The organism is Mesorhizobium bavaricum, assembly GCF_056781655.1.
This window is the reverse complement of record NZ_CM165566.1, coordinates 848122-866706: the sequence shown is the minus strand read 5'-3', so window position 1 is coordinate 866706 and position 18585 is coordinate 848122. Positions and strand designations below refer to the sequence as shown.

The 18585-nt window shown below is 64.6% G+C and carries 16 protein-coding genes; 2 read left to right on the top strand and 14 right to left on the bottom strand.

The features are described from left to right. Positions 1-76 precede the first annotated feature (76 nt). From AC1RZR_RS04100 to AC1RZR_RS04075, 6 genes are read right to left on the bottom strand one after another with little or no spacing between them, the layout of a single operon-like run. Positions 77-538, bottom strand: a complete 462-nt coding sequence (locus tag AC1RZR_RS04100; RefSeq protein WP_481827717.1) for a MarR family winged helix-turn-helix transcriptional regulator — start codon at positions 536-538, stop codon at positions 77-79. Further along, the gene (locus AC1RZR_RS04095; protein WP_477268335.1) at positions 535-1119 is read right to left on the bottom strand and encodes an amino acid synthesis family protein; all 585 of its coding nucleotides are present in this window, start codon (positions 1117-1119) and stop codon (positions 535-537) included. Before AC1RZR_RS04095 ends, AC1RZR_RS04100 begins: the two co-directional genes overlap by 4 nt. Further along, a complete protein-coding gene (locus AC1RZR_RS04090; protein WP_481827716.1) occupies positions 1112-1993 on the bottom strand; it encodes a UPF0280 family protein in 882 nt (293 codons plus the stop codon). The genes AC1RZR_RS04095 and AC1RZR_RS04090 overlap by 8 nt, the downstream gene beginning before the upstream one ends. Beyond that, positions 1993-3534, bottom strand: coding sequence for a 6-hydroxynicotinate reductase (locus tag AC1RZR_RS04085; protein ID WP_481827715.1), 1542 nt, complete (start codon positions 3532-3534; stop codon positions 1993-1995). The genes AC1RZR_RS04090 and AC1RZR_RS04085 overlap by 1 nt, the downstream gene beginning before the upstream one ends. Next, entirely contained in the window at positions 3531-6347 is a 2817-nt protein-coding gene (locus AC1RZR_RS04080; protein ID WP_481827714.1) for a molybdopterin-dependent oxidoreductase, read from the bottom strand. Before AC1RZR_RS04080 ends, AC1RZR_RS04085 begins: the two co-directional genes overlap by 4 nt. Continuing rightward, on the bottom strand, positions 6344-7207 hold the full coding sequence (locus AC1RZR_RS04075) for an FAD binding domain-containing protein (protein WP_477268326.1): 864 nt from the start codon (positions 7205-7207) through the stop codon (positions 6344-6346). The genes AC1RZR_RS04080 and AC1RZR_RS04075 overlap by 4 nt, the downstream gene beginning before the upstream one ends. A gap of 263 nt (positions 7208-7470) precedes the next feature. Between AC1RZR_RS04075 and pncA the strand changes: the two genes are divergently transcribed. Then, positions 7471-8085, top strand: coding sequence for a bifunctional nicotinamidase/pyrazinamidase (pncA, locus tag AC1RZR_RS04070; protein WP_481827713.1), 615 nt, complete (start codon positions 7471-7473; stop codon positions 8083-8085). Between the two features lie 127 nt (positions 8086-8212). After that, positions 8213-9538, top strand: a complete 1326-nt coding sequence (locus AC1RZR_RS04065; RefSeq protein WP_481829012.1) for a sodium:proton antiporter — start codon at positions 8213-8215, stop codon at positions 9536-9538. Here AC1RZR_RS04065 and AC1RZR_RS04060 read toward each other — a convergent pair whose 3' ends face one another. The 8 genes from AC1RZR_RS04060 to gcvA form a co-directional block, all read right to left on the bottom strand. Further along, complete coding sequence (locus AC1RZR_RS04060; protein WP_477269790.1) at positions 9539-10258, bottom strand: ABC transporter ATP-binding protein; 720 nt, start codon at positions 10256-10258, stop codon at positions 9539-9541. Between the two features lie 11 nt (positions 10259-10269). Continuing rightward, positions 10270-10995 (bottom strand): ABC transporter ATP-binding protein, encoded by a 726-nt coding sequence (locus AC1RZR_RS04055; RefSeq protein ID WP_481827712.1) that lies wholly within the window; start codon positions 10993-10995, stop codon positions 10270-10272. After that, the gene (locus AC1RZR_RS04050) at positions 10992-11954 is read right to left on the bottom strand and encodes a branched-chain amino acid ABC transporter permease (protein ID WP_481827711.1); all 963 of its coding nucleotides are present in this window, start codon (positions 11952-11954) and stop codon (positions 10992-10994) included. The genes AC1RZR_RS04055 and AC1RZR_RS04050 overlap by 4 nt, the downstream gene beginning before the upstream one ends. Next, complete coding sequence (locus AC1RZR_RS04045; RefSeq protein ID WP_477268316.1) at positions 11951-12832, bottom strand: branched-chain amino acid ABC transporter permease; 882 nt, start codon at positions 12830-12832, stop codon at positions 11951-11953. The genes AC1RZR_RS04050 and AC1RZR_RS04045 overlap by 4 nt, the downstream gene beginning before the upstream one ends. A 181-nt stretch (positions 12833-13013) precedes the next feature. Continuing rightward, the gene (locus AC1RZR_RS04040; RefSeq protein WP_481827710.1) at positions 13014-14315 is read right to left on the bottom strand and encodes an ABC transporter substrate-binding protein; all 1302 of its coding nucleotides are present in this window, start codon (positions 14313-14315) and stop codon (positions 13014-13016) included. Between the two features lie 214 nt (positions 14316-14529). Further along, a complete protein-coding gene (locus AC1RZR_RS04035; protein ID WP_481827709.1) occupies positions 14530-16008 on the bottom strand; it encodes a hypothetical protein in 1479 nt (492 codons plus the stop codon). A gap of 30 nt (positions 16009-16038) precedes the next feature. After that, complete coding sequence (pncB, locus tag AC1RZR_RS04030) at positions 16039-17343, bottom strand: nicotinate phosphoribosyltransferase (RefSeq protein WP_481827708.1); 1305 nt, start codon at positions 17341-17343, stop codon at positions 16039-16041. 160 nt (positions 17344-17503) lie between these two features. Next, complete coding sequence (gcvA, locus tag AC1RZR_RS04025) at positions 17504-18478, bottom strand: transcriptional regulator GcvA (protein WP_481827707.1); 975 nt, start codon at positions 18476-18478, stop codon at positions 17504-17506. Between the last annotated feature and the right edge of the window lie 107 nt (positions 18479-18585).

The following is an 18585-nucleotide window of genomic DNA, read 5'->3' as shown; positions in this document are numbered from 1 at the left end:
CACCCCACGGCGAAGCGGCACAATCAGGGGCAGTGCCGACCCGGGCTCATGCGGCCTGGAATCAACAAGGCTGCACCTACGCCAGTTTGGCCAGCAGCTTCATGAAGGCCGCGATCTCCTTGGCCGAGAGCGGCGCCAGCGTTTCCTGGGTGATCTCTCGCGCCAGTGGGATCAGGCGCTCGATCGCCTCGCGGCCCTCCGCGGTCAGGTTGACCAGCAGCCGCCTTTTGTCGACCTCGTGCTTGGAGAGATCGACCAGGCCGCGTGCCTTCAACCGGTCGATGACGCCCTTCACCGTCGCCGCATCCATGGCGATCAGCGTGCCGAGCTGGTTCTGCGAGGTCTCGCCGACATCGCGCAGCTTGGCGAGTGCCGCGAATTGCGGCGGCGTCAGGTCGGCGATATGGGCGGCGAAGATAGAGACATGACGCTGGTGCGCCTTGCGCAGGATGAAGCCGACCTGCTCCTGCAAGCGATAGTCGTTCTCATCAGGCTCTTCGGCCTCGACGAGCTTCAGCAGATTGTCCCCGCCACTCACCGCAGCCCGTCCCAGGCCTTGATATCCCCAGCCGCCAGTCCGCCCATGCGGTCGTGCACGCGCGGGCCACAGGTCATGGCGAGGCAGAACAGGATCTCGTCGGGGCGCGGGCCGTCGTTGATGCCGACTTCCATGGCGTCGAAATGGCTGCGCACATAGGCGGCATTGATGTGGCCGAGCGGCACGTCGAGCCGCGAGCCGAAGGCCCCGACCTTCTTGGCCGACGGTACGATCGCCTTGGCGTCGCCGAGCCGTTCGCGCATGGCATAGCCGCCGGGCACATGCCACAGCGCGCCATGCTCCAGCTCGCCGGCGGTGCCGACGATGGCGCCCTTGCCATAGCCGTCGATCTGCTTGGGATCGCCGCCGAGTGCCGCGATCAGCCGGTCGGCCAGCAACAGGCCGAGCGGCTTCAGATCTTCCATGGCGCTCTGCAAGTCTTCCACGTAGCGCCCGGCAAACGGGTTCTTGACCAGCGCCATGGCGGCAGCGCGCCGGCGCGGCACCTTGGCCACCGGCCCGCCCTCGTGAAAGATCTCTTCGGTCAGAACCGCGATCTTGCGGATCGGAAACTCAGGCATGGGCAACTTCCTTCCCTGGACTTTTGTTGGGCGCGGCAAGCGCCATGGCACCACTGATGCGGGTCTGGCCGGCAAGAAACAGCGCCGATGCGGCAATCAAGCCCCTGCGGCGGAAATCTTCGGCGACGGCAAGTCCGCTGTCCAGCGCCGTGGCGATTTCCGCTGAAGAAAGCCGTCCGACCTCCTGCGTCACCAGCCGGTCGCCAAGGTCGCTGTCCGGCGCCAGGTCGCGCGCCGGCACACGCCTGATGGCCGGATGGCCAGGCAGGTCGACGGCATTGGCGATCAGCGTCGCCGCGGCATCGGCTTCGGCCCCGGTCCGCGCCAGCACGGTGACGGCGTCGGCGATGCCAAGCGAAAACGAGCGCCCGCGCCAGCCGCTGGTGGCGACGCCGCGCACGCCATCCTCGGCGCGGATGATGATGCGGTCGGCCAGGCCATGTCCGGTGCCGGCAATGGCAAGCGTCATCGTCTGGCCGGCGCCGAGATGGAGCGCGCTGTCGCCGCCATTGTTGACATAGGCGCGGTCGATCCGACGGCCCGCAAGCAAGGCGCCGAGTACTTCGTCGGCTACCGAACCGGCGACGGCGGCCATCGGCGTGATGAAATCTTTCGCCAACGGCACGACAGCCGCTTCCATGCGCCGCGCTGTCGGACCAACGAGGACGCGAGGCCGAAGCGCGGCCGGTCGGCGCAGTTCAGGCAATTCCTCGACCAGTTCGGACAAAATGGTCTGGAAGCGTGCCGCGGCCTGCTCATAGGCCTTGCGGCATTCGGGCGCCTCGCCAAAGGCCTCGACGATCAGGTCGATCGGCCCGTGGTTCAGATGCAGTCGCTTGCCGTCCTGCAGCCAGTGCGCTTGCGGGCCGGTCATTATCCGGCCCCGTTCGGGGGCATACGGTGCAATTGTGCCAGCGGCGGCCATGGATTGCCGGCCGCGGCACTCGAGCCACGGCGCGGATTGAGATACTCGCCGCCCTTGGCGACGATATCCTCGACGCTGCGGATTTCGGCCTCGTAGCCGCCGAGCCTGATGTAGTCGTCGCGGCGCAGAGTGAATTCGATCGGCGCCACCAGCGCCGGTGTCGGCACATAGCCGAAGGCGCCTTCCGGCACCCGCGTGACATCGACCATCAGCGTGATGCCGCCGCCCGGCCAGACATAGACCGGCGCTCCGCCGACCGTCACATAAGTCTTCAGGCCCTGCACGGAACGGGTCAAGTTGACCGGGTTTTCGGTAACGCCGGCGCGCAGCGAACCGCCGGCGCCGCCGATAAACAGCACGGTGCATAGCGCCGGCTCGCAATTGTCCTCGATCAGCCCGACGGATTTCTGCAGCCGCTCCGGGAAGGGTTTCTGCACTGGCTTCAGTTCGTCATCGAGTTCGTAGTAGGCAAACTGCTCGCCGGTGGTCGAAACCATCAGCAGCGTCAGCCCGGGACGCGCACCCTTCTTGGCGTTCCACTCGCCGAGGATCGACAGCGGGTCGGATATACTGGTGCCGCCCCAGCCGAGACCGGGCTCGGACACCTTGAAATAGCGGCCCGGCGTCGAGCGGCGGCCGATGATTTTTATGCCCGTATCCTGCCAGCCCAGCACCTTGCCGGCCTGATGCTCGGAGACGACGCCGGTGATGTGGTCGTCGACCACCACCACCTCGTCGACCAGCCCGCGCCATTGCGTGGCGAACATGCCGATGGTGGCGGAACCGCAGCCGACCCGCATGCGGTGTTCCTGCTTGCCGTCGATGACGGGTGGTTTGCCGGCTTCGACGATGATCGTGGCGCCGCCGTCGATGCTGAGCTCCACCGGCTTGCGGTTGCACAGATTGAGCAGCGTATCGCAGGTGGCGCGGCCTTCGGCCTTCGAGCCACCGGTCAGGTGATGCACGCCGCCCAGCGACAGCATCTGCGAGCCGTATTCGCCGGTCGTGACATGGCCGATCGCCTCGCCAGCCGCGCGGACTATGGCGGTCTCGGGACCAAGGTGACGGTCGGTGTCGATCTTCACCTTGACGCCGCAATAGGAGAAGATGCCCTCGGTGACGACGGTAACGAGATCGACGCCCTCGACTTCCTGGCTGACGATGAAAGGGGCCGGTTTGTAGTCGGGATAGGTGGTGCCGGCACCGATGGCGGTGACGAAGCGGCGGCCGGTGTTGACCAGTTCGCCGTCCCATGCCTCGCCCTCGGCGACGAATGGCACCATGGCCGTGCCCGACTCGGTCGCGTGGTCGAGGATGGTCAGCGGGTCCATGCGCACGATCCTGCCGCCGACATTGCCGTAGCGGTCGCAGGCGCCGGTGCGGCCATCGGCGATGTAGCACATGACCGGGCAGGCATCGCAGCGGATCTTCTCTGCCACCTGCTTCTCACCGGGATCGTGGGTTTCGAAGCGTTCGGCAAGCTCGCTCATGGGCGTGCCTCCTTTTCGCGGATAGCGGCCCGGATGCGCGTCGGCGTCGCCGGAACCTTGGTGACCAGAACACCGGTGGCATGCCTGATCGCGTTGAGGATCGCCGGCGCCGTCGGGATCAGCACATGCTCGCCCAGCCCCTTGGCGCCGAACGGTCCTTCCGGATCCGGAACCTCGATCAGGATGGTCTCGATCGGCGGCACGTCGCCAATGGTCGGGATGAGATAGTCGTGCAGATTCTCGGTGCGGCCGGGGATATACTCTTCCATCAGCGCCATGCCGATGCCTTGCGCAATGCCGCCCTCGATCTGGCCCTCGACCAGCAGCGGATTGATCGCCGTGCCGACATCGTGCGCGGCGGTGATCTTGATCAGCTTCACCGTGCCGAGCTTGAGGTCGACCTCCAGCTCGGCGATCTGCGCGCCATAGCCATAGACCGCATAAGGCTTGCCCTGGCCCTTGGCATCGAGCGGCAGCGTCGGTGGATCGTAGGTCTCCTCGGCGCGGAAGACGAAGCCGTCGGCGTCCACGTCCAATGCTGCGAGATCGACGTGGCGCGTGGCCTCGCCCTCGCGGATGACGATCGCCGGGCCATCCAGTTGCAGGGACGCCTTTTCGGAAACATTGGCAAAGCGCAGGATCTTTTCGCGCAAGGCGCGGCCGGCCTTCTCCGCTGCCTTGCCGGTGACAAAAGTCTGGCGCGAGGCCGATGTTTTGCCGGCATCGGGGGAGATGGCAGTGTCGGCGCTTTTCAGCCGGAATCTCTCCAGCGGCAGGCCAAGCGCGTCGGCGCAGATCTGGGTGATGACCGTGTTCGAGCCCTGGCCGATGTCGACCGCGCCCTGATGCAGGATGATCGTGCCGTCAGCCGCTATGCCGACGCGGATAGTCGACGGGTTGGGCAGCGAGGTGTTGCCGCAGCCATACCAGCAGGAAGCGATGCCTATGCCGCGCTTTTTATCCCCACTAGTACTGTTGAATGCATCCGCATCGGTCTTCGCGCGCGCCCAATGCGGCCGCAACGACTCGAGGCATTCGGCAATGCCGACGCCGGAGTCCAGCCGCTGTCCGGTGACCGTTTCGGATCCGTTCCGAAGGCAGTTCTTCAGGCGAAACTCGAGCCGGTCGATGCCCAGCTTGCCGGCCAGCTCGTCATAGAGCGTCTCTTGCATGATCGTCGCCTGCGGCACGCCGAAGCCACGGAAGGCGCCGGAGATCGGCCCATGGGTATGGATGGCGCGGCCCTCGGCGCGGTAGTTCGGCGTCGCATACGGGCCAGACGCATGCACAGGCACTCGGTTGGCGACGGTCGGCCCCCAGCTGGCATAGGCGCCGGTGTTGAAATCACCGGCAAAGATCATGCCGGTGACAACGCCGTCGGCATCGGCGCCGATGGTCGCCGTCATCTCGGCCGGATGGCGCTTGGTGGTCGACATCATGGATTCGTTGCGGGTGTAGGCGAGCGCGGCCGGTCGGCCCGTCTTCAGCGCCACAAGTCCGATCAGCGGCTGCAGCGAGACGTCAAGCTTGGAGCCGAAGCCGCCACCGGTCGCGGTCGGCACGATGCGCACCTTGTCGACGGCAAGGCCGAGCACTTTGGCGGTCTCGTCGCGGTCCATGTAGGGCGCCTGGGTGCAGGCGACGACGACCAGCGTGTCGCCATCCAGATAGGCATAGCCGGCTTCCGGCTCGATATAGGCGTGCTCGACGTAGGAGGTATCGATGGCGCCGGACACGGTGATAGCAGCGCCGGCAAGGGCTGCCTCGGGATCGCCGCGCTCGACAAAGCCGGAGGTGAGCAGGTTCGCCGGACGGTTTTCATGGATCAGTCTGGCGCCGCTGGCCTGCGCTTCGCAAGGCTGCAGGACATGCGGCAGCTCGCTCCAGTGGACGGGGAAATCCGACAGGTCGAGATCGAGGATAGCCTCGCGCTCGCCGGCGACCAGCGCCACAGCCTCGCCACGAAGCCGGGCAAAGCCCTCGGCCAGCGCCGGCTGGTCGGCGAACGGGCCGATAACGCCGAAACAGTTGTTTCCCGGAATATCGGTCGCGGTGAAGACGCCGGCCACGCCGGGATGTTGCTTCGCCCAGCCATCGAGGTCGCCGAAGGCGAAGCTGGCATGATAGTGCGGCGAGCGCACCACCAGCACGGCCAACGCATCGGAGGGGAAGGAATCGCCGCCGAATTTCTCGCCGCCGGTCACCTTCGGCACGCCGTCGAGCCGGATGGGCGAGGAGCCGATGGCATGACCGGACTGAGGCAGGCGGAAATCGAGGCTTCCGGCATGCTGAGAGGCATCCATCACCGCTGCGATGATCTTCCGGTAGCCGGTGCAGCGGCAGAGGATGCCGCCGAGCGCGTCCTGCACCTCGGCCTCGGTCGGGTTGGGCTTCTTGTCCAGCAATGCCGTCGCCGCGACCAGCAGCGCCGGCGTGCAGATGCCGCACTGCGCTGCGCCATGGTCGAGGAACGAGGCCTGCAGCGCCGACAGCCGGCCATTGGCGAGCCCTTCGACTGTCGTAACCGCCGTTCCCGCGGCGGAAGCCGCCGGCATCAGGCAGGCGCAGACAGGATCGCCGTCGACCAGTACCGTGCAGGCGCCGCAATCGCCGGCGTCGCAGCCGACCTTGGTGCCGGTCAGCAGCAATTCGTCGCGCAGCACGGAGGATAGCCGGCGCAGCGGCGGCACGTTGACCGAGATGGCGGCGCCATTCACCACAAAGGCGATGTCGGCTCGCCCAGGGCCGAGGCCAGGCTGAACGCCGCCCGGATCGGACAGAGCTTCACGCACGTCGGGCGAGACCTGGCTCATGCCGCCACCACCTCGTGGTCATTCATCGGTCCACAGGCCTTCAGCACGGCGCGGGCAACGATTTCGCGCACCGCATCGAGCCGGTATTCGGCACTGCCGCGAACGTCGGCGATCGGCGACAGCTCAGCCATCGGCGCGGCCAGGACCGCATTGGCGAGCGCTTGGCCGGCGGGCAAGCCGCGCAAGGCGGCTTCGACGCCGGCGAGGCGCTTGGCCACCACCGAGCAGGAGCCGGCGGCGACCGCCGCTTGCCTGACAATGCCTTTGTCGACGACCAGACGCGCCGCCACCATGGCGATGGAAATGACGAGGTAGCGTCGTGCGCCGAGCTTGACGAAGCCTGACGTGCCGGTGGCGGCAGGTTTCGGCACGCGGATGGCCGCGACCATCTCGCCGGGCTGCAAGGCCGTGCGGCGATTGCCGAGAATGAAATCCTGCAGCAGCACGTGACGCGTCGCCGCCACTGAGCGCAGTTCGACCTCGGCATCGAGGATCAGCAGGGCCGGCACGCCGTCGGCGGCCGGCGAGGCGTTGCAGAGATTGCCGGCGACCGAGGCGACGTTCTGGATCTGCTCCGAGCCGACTTCACGCGCCGCCTGCTTCAGTGCGTCGAAGGCCGGCGGCAAGGGATGGCGGATGATGTCTGTCCAGGTCGTGCGTGCACCGATGACGAAATGGTCGTCCGTCTCGACTATGCCGCGCAGCGCCGCCAGGCCATTGATGTCGAGGACATTGTCGCGGAAGGGCTTGCTGCCTTGTGCCGGATAGAAATCGGTGCCGCCGGCAAGAATGCGCCAGGCGCCTTCGCCAAGCAAAGCGAGCGCTTCGTCGACCGAGGTGGGTTTGGCGTAACGGATCACGCTTTGCCTTCCAGAAAAGAGGTCTTCCAGAAACCGGTATTTCGAAAGACCCTGCCAGCATCGGTGCCGGGCGAAATTCATTCGTATGCAAATGATATCAAGACGGCAGGAATTGTCAAAGCCAGAGTTTGTGGCAGCTCGCCCGGGCACGCATTTGTTATGCCTTGAGAGGTTGACGCCGCCGGCCATCTGGTCGAGTTTCTGCGTCCGGTCGCGTCAGCGGCATTTTCCACTGGAGCCTGCGTACAGAAGAGGAAAGCCCCATGGCCGACGAAGCGCTTGTTGTCATCGACCTGCAGAACGACTTTTGTCCGGGCGGCGCGCTGGCGGTTGCCGGCGGCGACGAGATCGTGCCGCTGGTCAACGACCTGATCCGGCACGCCGACCATGTCGTGCTGACGCAGGACTGGCATCCCGCCGGCCATTCGAGCTTTGCCTCCAGCCATCCGGGGTCGCAGCCTTTCACGATGATCGACATGCCCTATGGCCAGCAGACTTTGTGGCCGGACCATTGCATCCAGGGCAGCCTGGGCTCGGATTTCCACTCCGGCCTCGCCTGGACCAAGGCCGAGCTCGTCATCCGCAAGGGGTTTCGGCCGGCCATCGACAGCTACTCGGCCTTCTTCGAGAACGACCGGACGACGCCGACCGGCCTTGCCGCCTATCTCAGGGAACGCGGCATCGATACGCTGACCCTGGTCGGGCTGGCGACCGACTTCTGCGTCGCGTTTTCGGCGCTGGACGCCGTCAAGCATGGTTTCAAAACCACCGTGCGGCTCGATGCCTGCCGTGGCATCGACCTCAACGGTTCGCTCGATGCCATGCTGCAGCGCATGCGCGATGCCGGCGTCACGCTCGAAGACCACGTCCTGGATTGAACGGACCGTGGGGCGCAAGAGGGGCTTTTTGCGGATTGGGACAGGAGTGGGCGCTGCGATCGCCGTCGCGCTGCTGTTGCCGGAACAAGCCTTGGCCGCGGAAGAACACGGCCTGCCCGGCGCCTCGATGTCGCTGTGGTGGGCGCTGCCCTTTGCCGGCCTGCTGCTGTCGATCGCCACCGGCCCGCTGCTGTTTCACCATGTCTGGGAGCACCATTACGGCAAGATCGCGGCGCTCTGGGCGGCGCTGGTGATCGTGCCGCTGGCATTGGCCTTCGGTATCCCCAGTGCGACCGCGGCGGTGCTGCATGCGCTGCTCGCCGAATACATGTCTTTCATCATCCTGCTGTTCGCGCTGTTCACCATTTCGGGCGGCATTCTCGTTGCGGGCAACATCCACGGCACGCCGCTGGTCAATGCCGGGTTGCTGCTGGTCGGCGCGTTGCTGGCCTCGGTCATCGGCACGACCGGTGCCTCGATGATCCTGATCCGGCCGATCATCCGGGCCAATGACGCCAGGCCGTTCAACGCCCATGTCGTCATCTTCTTCATCTTCCTGGTTTCCAACATCGGCGGCTCACTGACGCCGTTGGGTGACCCGCCGCTGTTCGTCGGTTTCCTGCGCGGTGTCGATTTCTTCTGGACGACCACCAATCTCTATCACGAGACGCTGTTCGTCGGCGGCGTCGTGCTGGCCGTCTTCCTGGCGATCGACATCATCCTGCATCGGCGCGAGGGCGGAGCGCCGAAGATCAAGGACCCGACGCCGGATTCGACAATACGCCTCCGCGGCCTGCCCAACATTCCGCTGCTGGCCGGCGTCATCGGCGCCATCCTGCTGTCGGCGACCTGGAAGCCGGGTGTCAGCTTCTCCGTCCAGGGCGTCAGCCTCGAACTGCAGAACCTGGTGCGCGACGCCATCATCCTGGTGCTGGCCTTCGTTTCGCTGGCCGTCTCACGCAAGGAGTACCGCGAGGCGAACGGCTTCAACTGGGGTCCGATATCAGAAGTGGCGAAACTGTTTGCCGGCATCTTCATCGCAATCGTGCCGGTGATCGCCATCCTGAGAGCCGGCCCCGGTGGCGCGCTGGCGCCACTGGTCGCGCTTGTCACCTCGGCACAAGGCACGCCCAACGACCTCGCCTATTTCTGGCTGACCGGCGCGCTGTCATCCTTCCTCGACAATGCACCGACGTATCTGGTGTTCTTCGAACTGGCCGGCGGCGACCCACGGCACCTGATGACAGAGTTTGCCTCGACCCTGGCGGCGATTTCGGCGGGCGCGGTGTTCATGGGCGCCAACACCTATATCGGCAATGCCCCCAATTTCATGGTCTATGCCATCGCCAGGCAGCGCGGCGTCAGCATGCCGGGCTTTTTCGGCTACATGCTGTGGTCCGGGCTGGTGCTGATCCCGACCCTCCTGGTTGCGGGCTTTCTGTTCTTCGGCTGATCAGCCGACACCGACATAGCGGCGAACCGCCGACGGGTCGGCGCGCAATTCCTCGACATCGACCGTCTCGCGGTTGCGGCCGTTCTCGATGAACGAGACGCGATCGGCGACGGACAGCACCGCATCGACACGCTGCTCGACCAGGATGGTCGAGACATGCATGTCGCGCAGTTTCGATACCGTCTCGCGAATTTTTGCGATCATCGACGGCATCAGCCCTTCGGTCGGCTCGTCGAGCAGCAGCACCTGCGGCTCGAGGCAGAGCGCACGCGCCATGGCCAGCATCTGTTGCTCGCCGCCGGACAAGGTGCCCGAGCGTTGCCTGAGCCGCTGGCGCAGCAGCGGGAAGAGGTCGAGCACGCTTTCGCGCGTCGCCTTGCCCTTGCTGCGCGCCATCAGCCCGATCTCGATGTTTTCAGCCACCGTCATCTCGGCGAACAGTCGCCTTCCCTGCGGCACATAGGCGACACCGGCCTTCGGCACCTCATGCGCCGGCAGACCGGTCAATTCTTGGCCACCGAGCCTGATCGAGCCGGCGCTTGAGGGAACCAATCCCATGATGGCCTTGAGCGTCGTCGTCTTGCCGGCGCCGTTGCGGCCGAACAGACACAGCACCTCGCCCTTGTTCAGCACGAGGTCGAGACCGTACAGCACCTGGACCTCGCCATAGAAGCAGTCCAGTCCCGAGATCACCAACGCTTCAGGCGTTGCCTCCGTCATGCTCGTTACAGTCATGGGGCGGTCCCCAGATAGGCTTCCTGAACAGCCGTGTTCTCGCGGATCGCCTCGGGCGTGCCTTCGGCCAGGATCTTGCCGGCGTTGAAGACGGTGATGCGGTCGGCTAGCTGCATGACGACCGGCATGTTGTGCTCGATCAGCAGCACGGTCGCATTTCTGGCGATCTCGCGCACCAGGGTGATGAAGTTGTCGATCTCGCTGTCGGCCAGGCCTTGCGTCGGCTCGTCGAGGATCAGCAGGCGCGGCTTCAGCGCCAGCCCCATCGCCACCTCCAGCAGGCGCTGGTGGCCATAGGACAACTGTCCGGCCGGCATGTGGGCGCGATCGGAAAGCCCGGTGCGTTCGAGCGCGGTCATGACGCCGGCCCGCACCGCGCCCTTCGAGCGGCCGTCGCTCAGCGTCCGCTGTACCGGCAGCGCGACATTGTCATAGGCGGAGAGATTGGCAAAGACGCTGGTGATCTGGAACGTGTAGGCGATGCCCTGGCGGACACGGACATAGGCCGGCAGGCCGGTGATGTCGGCTCCGTCGAAGACGATCATGCCGGAAGAAGGCTGGATGCGACCGCTAACCAGGCTGACGAAGGTGGTCTTCCCCGCCCCATTGGGACCAATGACGGCGCGGATCTCGCCGGGCATCAGCGCGAAGTCGACCCCATCGACGGCACGCAGACCCCCGAAATTGCGCGACAGGTCCTTGGTGGTCAAAAGCGGCATCATGGCAGCCACCCGAGCCAACGCTGCCGGATGCTGCCGAGAATGCCTTTTGGGAAAAACAGCACCAGCAGGATGAGGGCCACGCCGACGATCAGCAGATAGGCCGAGGTGTAGCCGCTGGTGATGTCGATGACATAATACATGAACAGCGTGCCGATCAGCGGCCCGAGCGTCGTGGCGCCGCCTCCCAGCAGCACCCAGAGCAGCGGCAGGATCGAGTATTGCACCGAAGCGAAGCTCGATCCGACATAGCCGAACAGCAGTGCATAGGCGGCACCCGAGGCCGCGCAGATGATGCCGGAGATGACGACGGCGGCGAGCTTGTTGGAGAAGGTGTCGTAGCCCAGCATCTTCGTCCGCTCCTCGTTCTCGCGGATGGCGACCAGCACGCGGCCATATCTGGAGCGGACGATCGCCAGGGTGACGAGAAGCACGATTGAAAACAGCCCGAGCGCACTCATGTAGCGCACTGTCGGGTTGGTGAGATCGAGCAATGTCGCACCAAAGGTGAGCACCCGCGCCGGCTGCGGCACAACCATGCCCTGGTCGCCACCGGTCCACCCTGCAAAATAGAGGATAAGGAGATAAAAAACCTGGGCGAACATCATGGTGACGATCATGAAGGCGACGCCCGTCGTGCGCAGCGCCAGCAGGCCGATGACCAGTGAAAGAACAACACCACAGCCGAGGCCCCCAGCGAATGCCGCCGGCACGCTCCAGCCGAGCTGGATGACGGCAAGGCCGGCACCGTAGAGCCCGGCGGCAAAGAACATGGCGTGGCCGAGGCTGAGCAGGCCGACATAGCCGAACAGCATGTTGTAACCCATGGCGAAGACAGCCAGCACCATGATGCGGGCGAGCAGGCCGTGATAGTACTCCGGCAGCAGGAAGCTCAGCACGAACAGCAGCGCGATGACGCCGAGATGCAGACTATAGGCCTTTGCCGGCGAAGCTTCGCTCATCGCGATGCCGTCCCGAACAGGCCTTGCGGCCGGAACACCAGCACCATGGCAACCAGCAACGTGGCGATGATCTTGGCCAGCGTTGGCGAGAAGAACATCGAGATGATGCCGTCCGACAGGCCGATCAGCACAGCGGCGACGACGGTGCCGCGCAGCGAGCCGAGACCGCCGATGATGACGACGATGAAGGAGAGCAGCAGCGGATCCTGACCCATCAGGTAATGTGCCTGGCTGATCGGAACGATCAGCACCGCCGCGATGGCCGCCAGCATGGCGCCGAGCGCGAAGACGCCGCCATAGACGCGGCCGACGGGAATGCCGAAGGCCTGCGCCGTCTCGCTGTCATACTGCGTGGCGCGCATGATCAGGCCGATCTTCGTGCGCGTCAGCACCAGCCATGTCGCGAGCAGCAGCAGGGCCGAAGCGGCGATAACAGACAGTTTGTAACCGGAATAGCCGAACCACGGCAAAAGGATGCGATAGCTGAACGGCGGCTCCACCGGCCGCGCCTCGGGACCATAGAAGGTCAGCGCCAGCTGCTGGATGATGTAGAGCATGCCGATGGTGGCAACGATGGTGGCTTCCGGATTGTAGTTGAGCCGGCGCAGCACCAGCCGCTCGGCGACCAGCGCGATGGCGCCGACGATCAGCGGCGCAACCACCAATGCCGCCAGGAAGCCGAGCGCCGGATGGCCGCCGATCGCCGTGGTGATCGCCCAGGCGAGCACGGCGCCGAGCATGAAGAACTCGCCATGCGCGACATTGACCACCCGCATGACGCCGAACACCAGCGACAGCCCAAGAGCCGTCAGCGCCAGCACGGCGGAGGTGACGAGGCCTTCGAGGGCGGCGAGGAGGAGGTGCGGACCAAAGTGCATCAGCTAAGCACCCAGCGCAGGTGCGAAACGCACCCCCGTTGAGGGGAAGTGGTCCTCGCAGCGGACGGAAAGCCAATTGCTTGGCTTTCCGAACGACGAACGACCGGAGCGACAGCGAAGGGCCGGGTCTTGCAGGACAGAGAGGGGTGGGCCGAAGGGCACTGCGCTTAAAGAACCCGCCTCACAGCGCCTGCGTCGTATAATCCCCTTCAGCCTCGTAAAGCCCGTCCTCGATCTTGGTCTTGTGGACGACCTTGAGCTTGCCGCCTTCGACCTTGGAGATGTTCTGGATTCCAAAACACTGGTGGATCTTGCCGTTGAAGGTTTTGGCGCCCTGCGGATGCTCCGGGCCTTCGGCGAAAGCGGTCAAGGCCTCGGTCGCCTCGACCAGCTTGGCGCGGTCTTCGGGTCCCTTGTAGCCGGCGTCTTCCATCGCCTTCTTGACGACGTAGAGCGTTTCCCAGCAGCCGAACATGTGCGCTGCGGTTGAGACGTCCTTGGGGTCGTCGACGGCGGCGCCATTGTCGTCGATGCCGACAGCGGCGCGATAGGCCTTCTGCGCCTCGGAATCATCGGCCTGCGCATAACGCGGCGAGCCTTCCCAGAAATGGCTGCCGTCGAGGAATTCGAGGCCGGGGCTGTTTATGTCGGTGGCTTCGAGCGAATCGATGAAGCCGAACAGCTGTGGCCGGTTGGAGCCGTAGAACTCGCCGAGTTCCTTGACGAAGGTGAGCACCGCCGGACCGACCATGACGTGGTAGATCACCTCGGTCTCGGCCGGGATCTGCGGGAAGTACTTGGTGAAGGACGATTCCGTCGGCGGGATGGCGATCTGGGCGATGACGTCGGCGCCTTGCGCCTTCAGCGCCGGCGGCAGGTAGTCGCGGTGATCGTAGCCGAAGGCGAAATCCGGGAAGATCATGGTGACCTTCTTGCCGACATTACCGGCAATCCACGGCGCCATCGACTGGATCTGGCTCTTCACGTCGGTGATGCCGGGCTGGAAGACATAGCGGTTCAGCTTGGTCGAGGCGACATGATGGCCTTCGCTGACGACGAAGTAGGGGATCTTGGCCTCGCCTGCGGCCGGCGCCGAGCCGATGACGACATGCGAGAACAGCGTCCCGAAGACGATGTCGGTCTTGTGCTGGGTGGCGAACTTGCCGACCACCTCGGCGCCACGGCCGGGATCGGTGCCGTCATCCTCGATGATCACCTCGACCTGACGGCCATTGATGCCGCCGGCGGCGTTGATCGCCTTGATCGCGGCAGCGGTGGTCTTCTCGTACCAGCGGCCATAGGCGGCGCCGATGCCGGTGCGATGCGACTGGAAACCGATCTTGATCGGCGCCGAACTCTGCGCCTGGGAATAGCGGACGAAGCCTGGCGCGGTGACCAGGCCGGCGGTGGCGGCCAACCCCTTCAGCGCCGTGCGCCGAGTGAGACGGGTTTTCGAGAGGTCGAAGGTCTTGCTCTTGTCCATGATGCCGTTCCCCTTGTTCAGCGTTAGGAGCGCAAAGTCCGCTCAGTTCCGGAAGTCGAAAAATTGCATGTGTACAAACTAAATCACCAAAGTCAGGACACGGCAATGCCGGTTCGAGCTCTTTGTTTTGACTCAATTCCGGACGGAAAACCGTTTCACACTTTTCCTGGAATTGCTCTAGGGGAATCCCGGCTTGTTTTCCAGCGCAAACGGCTCAGCCCACCGTTGGCGTGGCGAGCAGCCAGAGGCCGAACACCGTATAGGCGATCATCAGCACGGTGAGCGGGAACTGGCTGAGTGCTGCGCGGGAGGGCTGCGGGTGCAGGCGCCAGGCAAAACCGTGGGCGACGAGGACGGCGAGCACATGGCCAAGGATGATGGCGCCGGCCTGGACATTCCACAGCCACCACGCCGAGCCCGCTCCGGCAACGATGCCGGCCTCGATCTGCATGTCGGCGGTGCCGAACACGTTCCAGCCCAGCGCGAACGGGTCGGACAGGGACGCTACCGCATACTGGCCGTCGACGAGCAGCGACGTCAGATAGTGCGCGACATGATAGGCAAGCGCGATCGGCACGATCGACCAGACAAGTAAGCCGGCTGCCTCGCCAAAGGCCTGAATGCTGCCGGCAAGACGCAGGCCGAGCCAGACGGCAAGCATGAACACCGCTGCCAGCAGCAAGAATGTCAGAACGAGCCCGAAAGTGCCGCTCCCGATCACGGCGGTACGGCCGGGAAATTCGAGCGGATTGATACCGAACAGGCCAAGCCAGAAGAAGGTCTTCGACAGGCCGTCGAAGGATACCGACGACAGGGCAAGAAGCAGGAAGGCAATGCCGCTGGTCGGCAACGGATCGGCGGCCAGTAGTTTGGCGCCCGGCCAGCAGAGGCCAAGTCGGCCGGTTTCATTGCGCTCGACGACGGCGAAACGCGCCACCATCGAGAAGAAGACCGTCAGGAACTCACCTCCGCGGCTCCAGTCGCGGTAGCCGAACGCCAGCATGGCTAGGAAGGTGAACAGCCAGTAGAGGCCGGCGGCCAAGGCCAGCCGCGCCGGATCGTCGGGCGCCGGATCGATGAGTTCGAACCAGGCAAAGGCGAAGAACAACAGGACCGCCGGCCAGCAGCCGAGCCATTGGGGAAGCCGCGATGCCGGTTCATGCCTCGCGCCGAACAGGCGCGAAACAAGACGCCAAGGCCCATACCACGGGTTCAGCCATGACCAGATGTCACCGAAGACCCCTTGCAGCAGTGTGACGCCGGCCCACAGCAGGGTCCATATCACCAAAGGCAGCGGGTTGGAGAGCGGGTCGCGGCTGCCGGAAAAGCCGGCGGCGATGAGGATTGCAAAGCCGGCAAAGGAGATCAGGCTGACAAAGGTTCCGGTGCTGTCGCCGAAGGCGAACAGCAGCAGGCGTCGGCGCCAGAAACGATCGAGCCAATCCGCAGGCAACAGCGCCAGCACCAGGAAACTGACGGCGACGGCGAAAGCCCCGCCAACCAGATAATAGCCGGTCGGCAGGAGCAGGACGTGGCCACGATCGGAGGCGTGGGCGAAGGCAGGGGAGGGAAGAAGAAAGGCCAGAGAAGCGACGAAGCACGAGAGCAGGGTTCTCGAGGAAAAGCGCTCTACGGCGCCCCCCGAGATGTCCGGCAGGACAGAGGGGGGCGCGAAGGAACTCACGCTATCCAAGATTGCGATCTTGGCTGGCGAAGCCACCCCTCACACCTTGACCAGTTGCTCCACGCGATCCTTTTCGCCGAAGATCCTGAGATAACGCTCGATCTCTTTCTCGTCGCCCGTCGCCTTGGCCGGATTGTCGGAAAGCTTGACCGCTGGCCTTCCATTGGCCTCGGTGACCTTACAGACCAGCGATATGGCGTCCAGGCTGTTGGTTTCGGTTGGCGCGCAGCCCTCGAAATCATTGGTGAGGTTGGTGCCCCAGCCGAACGACATGCGCACCTTGCCCTTGAAGTGGCGGTAGGTTTCCTCGATGGTTTCGACCTCGAGCCCGTCGGAGAAGATCAGCAGCTTCTGCCGGGGGTCCTTGCCTTTGTCGCGCCACCAGGACAGGATTTTCTCGCCACCCTCGATCGGCGGCGCGCTGTCGGGGCGAAAACCGGTCCAATCGGCCACCCAGTCCGGCGCGTCGCGCAGGAACGACGCCGTGCCGAAGGCATCGGGCAGCACGATCAGCAGGTTGCCGCCATAATAGCGCTGCCAGTCCTGCAGCACCTTGTAGGGCGACTGTTTCAGCTCTTTTTCCGAGTTGGCGAGCGCCGCGAACACCATCGGCAGTTCATGCGCGTTGGTGCCGAGCGCTTCGAGGTCGTTGTCCATGGCCAAAAGCACGTTGGAGGTGCCGGTGAAAGCCTCGCCAATGCCTTCCTTCAAAGCCTCGACGCACCAGCGCTGCCACAGGAAGGAATGGCGCCGGCGCGTGCCGAAGTCCGAGATGCGGATGCCGGGAAGCGCCTTCAATCGTTCGGTCTTGGCCCACATCTTGGCCTTGGCGCGGGCATAGAGCACATCGAGCGCGAACGGGCCGAACGCCCGCATGGCCGCGCGGGAACGGAGCTCATTTATGATGGCGAGCGCCGGGATCTCCCACAGCGTGGTGTACATCCACGGCCCGCTGAAGGTCAGCTCATACTGGCCGTCGCGCTTCGACAGGTCGTATTCCGGCAGCCTGAAATTCTCCAGCCAGGCGAGGAATTCCGGCTCGAAGATCTGCTTGCGGCCGTAGAAATTGTTACCGCCGAGCCAGATCATCTCTTTCTTGCTGAAGCGCAAGGTGCGGGCATGGTCCAGCTGTTCGCGCAGTTCGCCCTCGTCGATCTCGTCGGCCAGCCGCACCGAGGTGGTGCGGTTGATCAGCGAGAAAGTCGTGTCGACCTTGGGGTACATGCCCCAGATCATCTGCAGCATCAGAAGCTTGTAAAAGTCCGTATCGAGCAGGCTGCGCACGATCGGGTCGAGCTTCCAGGTGTGGTTGTAGACACGCCGCGCAATATCGGTCTTAGCCATGTTTCAACACCGCCTTCGCTGCCTGCTACTCACAACCGCGACAGGCCTCATAGCATCGAATTGGTCAAAACGCTGCCCGGTTTCAGGCTGGCCCGACAAAAAGAAAACGCTGCATGCGGCCGAACACGATCGGCCGTCGCAGCCAAATGACAAGCCGGCGTCAGCTTCCGGCTCTGCCGCCCATGACCCTGAGCGCCGGACGCTTGCGGCGGGTGACGACGCGCCCCGCCACCGGCGCATCGGCGCGGCCGTCATCCTGCGCCTTCTCGGCAAACAGCCAGTCGATGAACAGCTGCACGATCGGCGTCGACTTCATCTCGTTGCGGCAGACGACATAGAAATCGTCGACCGCCGGCACCGACAGGCTGAACGGCGCCACAAGCATGCCCCTGGCCAGCAGCGAGCTCGCCGTCACCGAATCGCCCAGCGCGACGCCGTGGCCGTGGACCGCGGCTTCAACTGACATGCGTGCGTCGCCGAGATGATGACGGCGGCCGCGCTCCAGATCCAGCGCATCGGCGGCCGCCAGCCAGGTGTGCCATTCGCGGCCGTCGTCGCCATGCAGGAAGACATGGTCGGCGAGGTCCCTGACGCTGCGGATCGGACGGTTGTTGATCAATGTCGGGCTGACGACGGGAAACAGTTCGAGCCCCGACCATTTGCGCATCCAGCAATCGGTCCAGCTGCCGTCGCCGTAATGCACGCAGACGTCGATCTGCGGCGCGCGGATATCCTTGGCATCGTTGGAAGGGATCAGCGTCAGCCTGATGTCAGGATATTGCGCCATGAAACTGCCGAGCCGCGGTGTCATCCACAGCAACAGCAATGCCGGCACGCAGGAGACAGAGAGTGTGCCGCTGCTCGCTGGCCTTGTCATGCGTTGCGTGGCGGCGGCGATGCCGTCGAAGGCGCTCGATACCGCCGGCAGCAGTTCGGCACCATGCGGCGTCAGTTTCACCCGCTGGCCGGCGCGCTCGAAAAGCTTGACGCCGAGCGACTGCTCGAGCGCCTTGATCTGGTGGCTGATGGCGCCATGCGTGACATTCAGCTCACTCGCCGCCTTGGTCAGGGAGCCATGGCGGGCCGTTGCCTCGAAGGCGCGCAGCGGATTCAGCGGTGGCAGGCGCTTGGCCATGAGCATCCATTGAAGCACGATTCCGGAAAGTGGAGGCCGGTTTTCGGATGAGATCGTGCTCAGAGTTGATTGTGAGGTTTTCTCACAGCAAACACCCTAACAATATC

What these genes read in the sequence shown, in the direction of transcription:
- AC1RZR_RS04095 (WP_477268335.1), bottom strand. Translation starts at nt 1,119, where the DNA reads ATGCCTGAGTTTCCGATCCGCAAGATCGCGGTTCTGACCGAAGAGATC.
- AC1RZR_RS04040 (WP_481827710.1), bottom strand. Translation starts at nt 14,315, where the DNA reads ATGGACAAGAGCAAGACCTTCGACCTCTCGAAAACCCGTCTCACTCGG.
- AC1RZR_RS04060 (WP_477269790.1), bottom strand. Translation starts at nt 10,258, where the DNA reads ATGACGGAGGCAACGCCTGAAGCGTTGGTGATCTCGGGACTGGACTGC.
- pncA (WP_481827713.1), top strand. Translation starts at nt 7,471, where the DNA reads ATGGCCGACGAAGCGCTTGTTGTCATCGACCTGCAGAACGACTTTTGT.
- AC1RZR_RS04065 (WP_481829012.1), top strand. Translation starts at nt 8,213, where the DNA reads ATGTCGCTGTGGTGGGCGCTGCCCTTTGCCGGCCTGCTGCTGTCGATC.
- pncB (WP_481827708.1), bottom strand. Translation starts at nt 17,343, where the DNA reads ATGGCTAAGACCGATATTGCGCGGCGTGTCTACAACCACACCTGGAAG.
- AC1RZR_RS04055 (WP_481827712.1), bottom strand. Translation starts at nt 10,995, where the DNA reads ATGATGCCGCTTTTGACCACCAAGGACCTGTCGCGCAATTTCGGGGGT.
- AC1RZR_RS04045 (WP_477268316.1), bottom strand. Translation starts at nt 12,832, where the DNA reads ATGCACTTTGGTCCGCACCTCCTCCTCGCCGCCCTCGAAGGCCTCGTC.
- AC1RZR_RS04050 (WP_481827711.1), bottom strand. Translation starts at nt 11,954, where the DNA reads ATGAGCGAAGCTTCGCCGGCAAAGGCCTATAGTCTGCATCTCGGCGTC.
- AC1RZR_RS04080 (WP_481827714.1), bottom strand. Translation starts at nt 6,347, where the DNA reads ATGAGCCAGGTCTCGCCCGACGTGCGTGAAGCTCTGTCCGATCCGGGC.
- AC1RZR_RS04085 (WP_481827715.1), bottom strand. Translation starts at nt 3,534, where the DNA reads ATGAGCGAGCTTGCCGAACGCTTCGAAACCCACGATCCCGGTGAGAAG.
- gcvA (WP_481827707.1), bottom strand. Translation starts at nt 18,478, where the DNA reads ATGGCCAAGCGCCTGCCACCGCTGAATCCGCTGCGCGCCTTCGAGGCA.
- AC1RZR_RS04090 (WP_481827716.1), bottom strand. Translation starts at nt 1,993, where the DNA reads ATGACCGGCCCGCAAGCGCACTGGCTGCAGGACGGCAAGCGACTGCAT.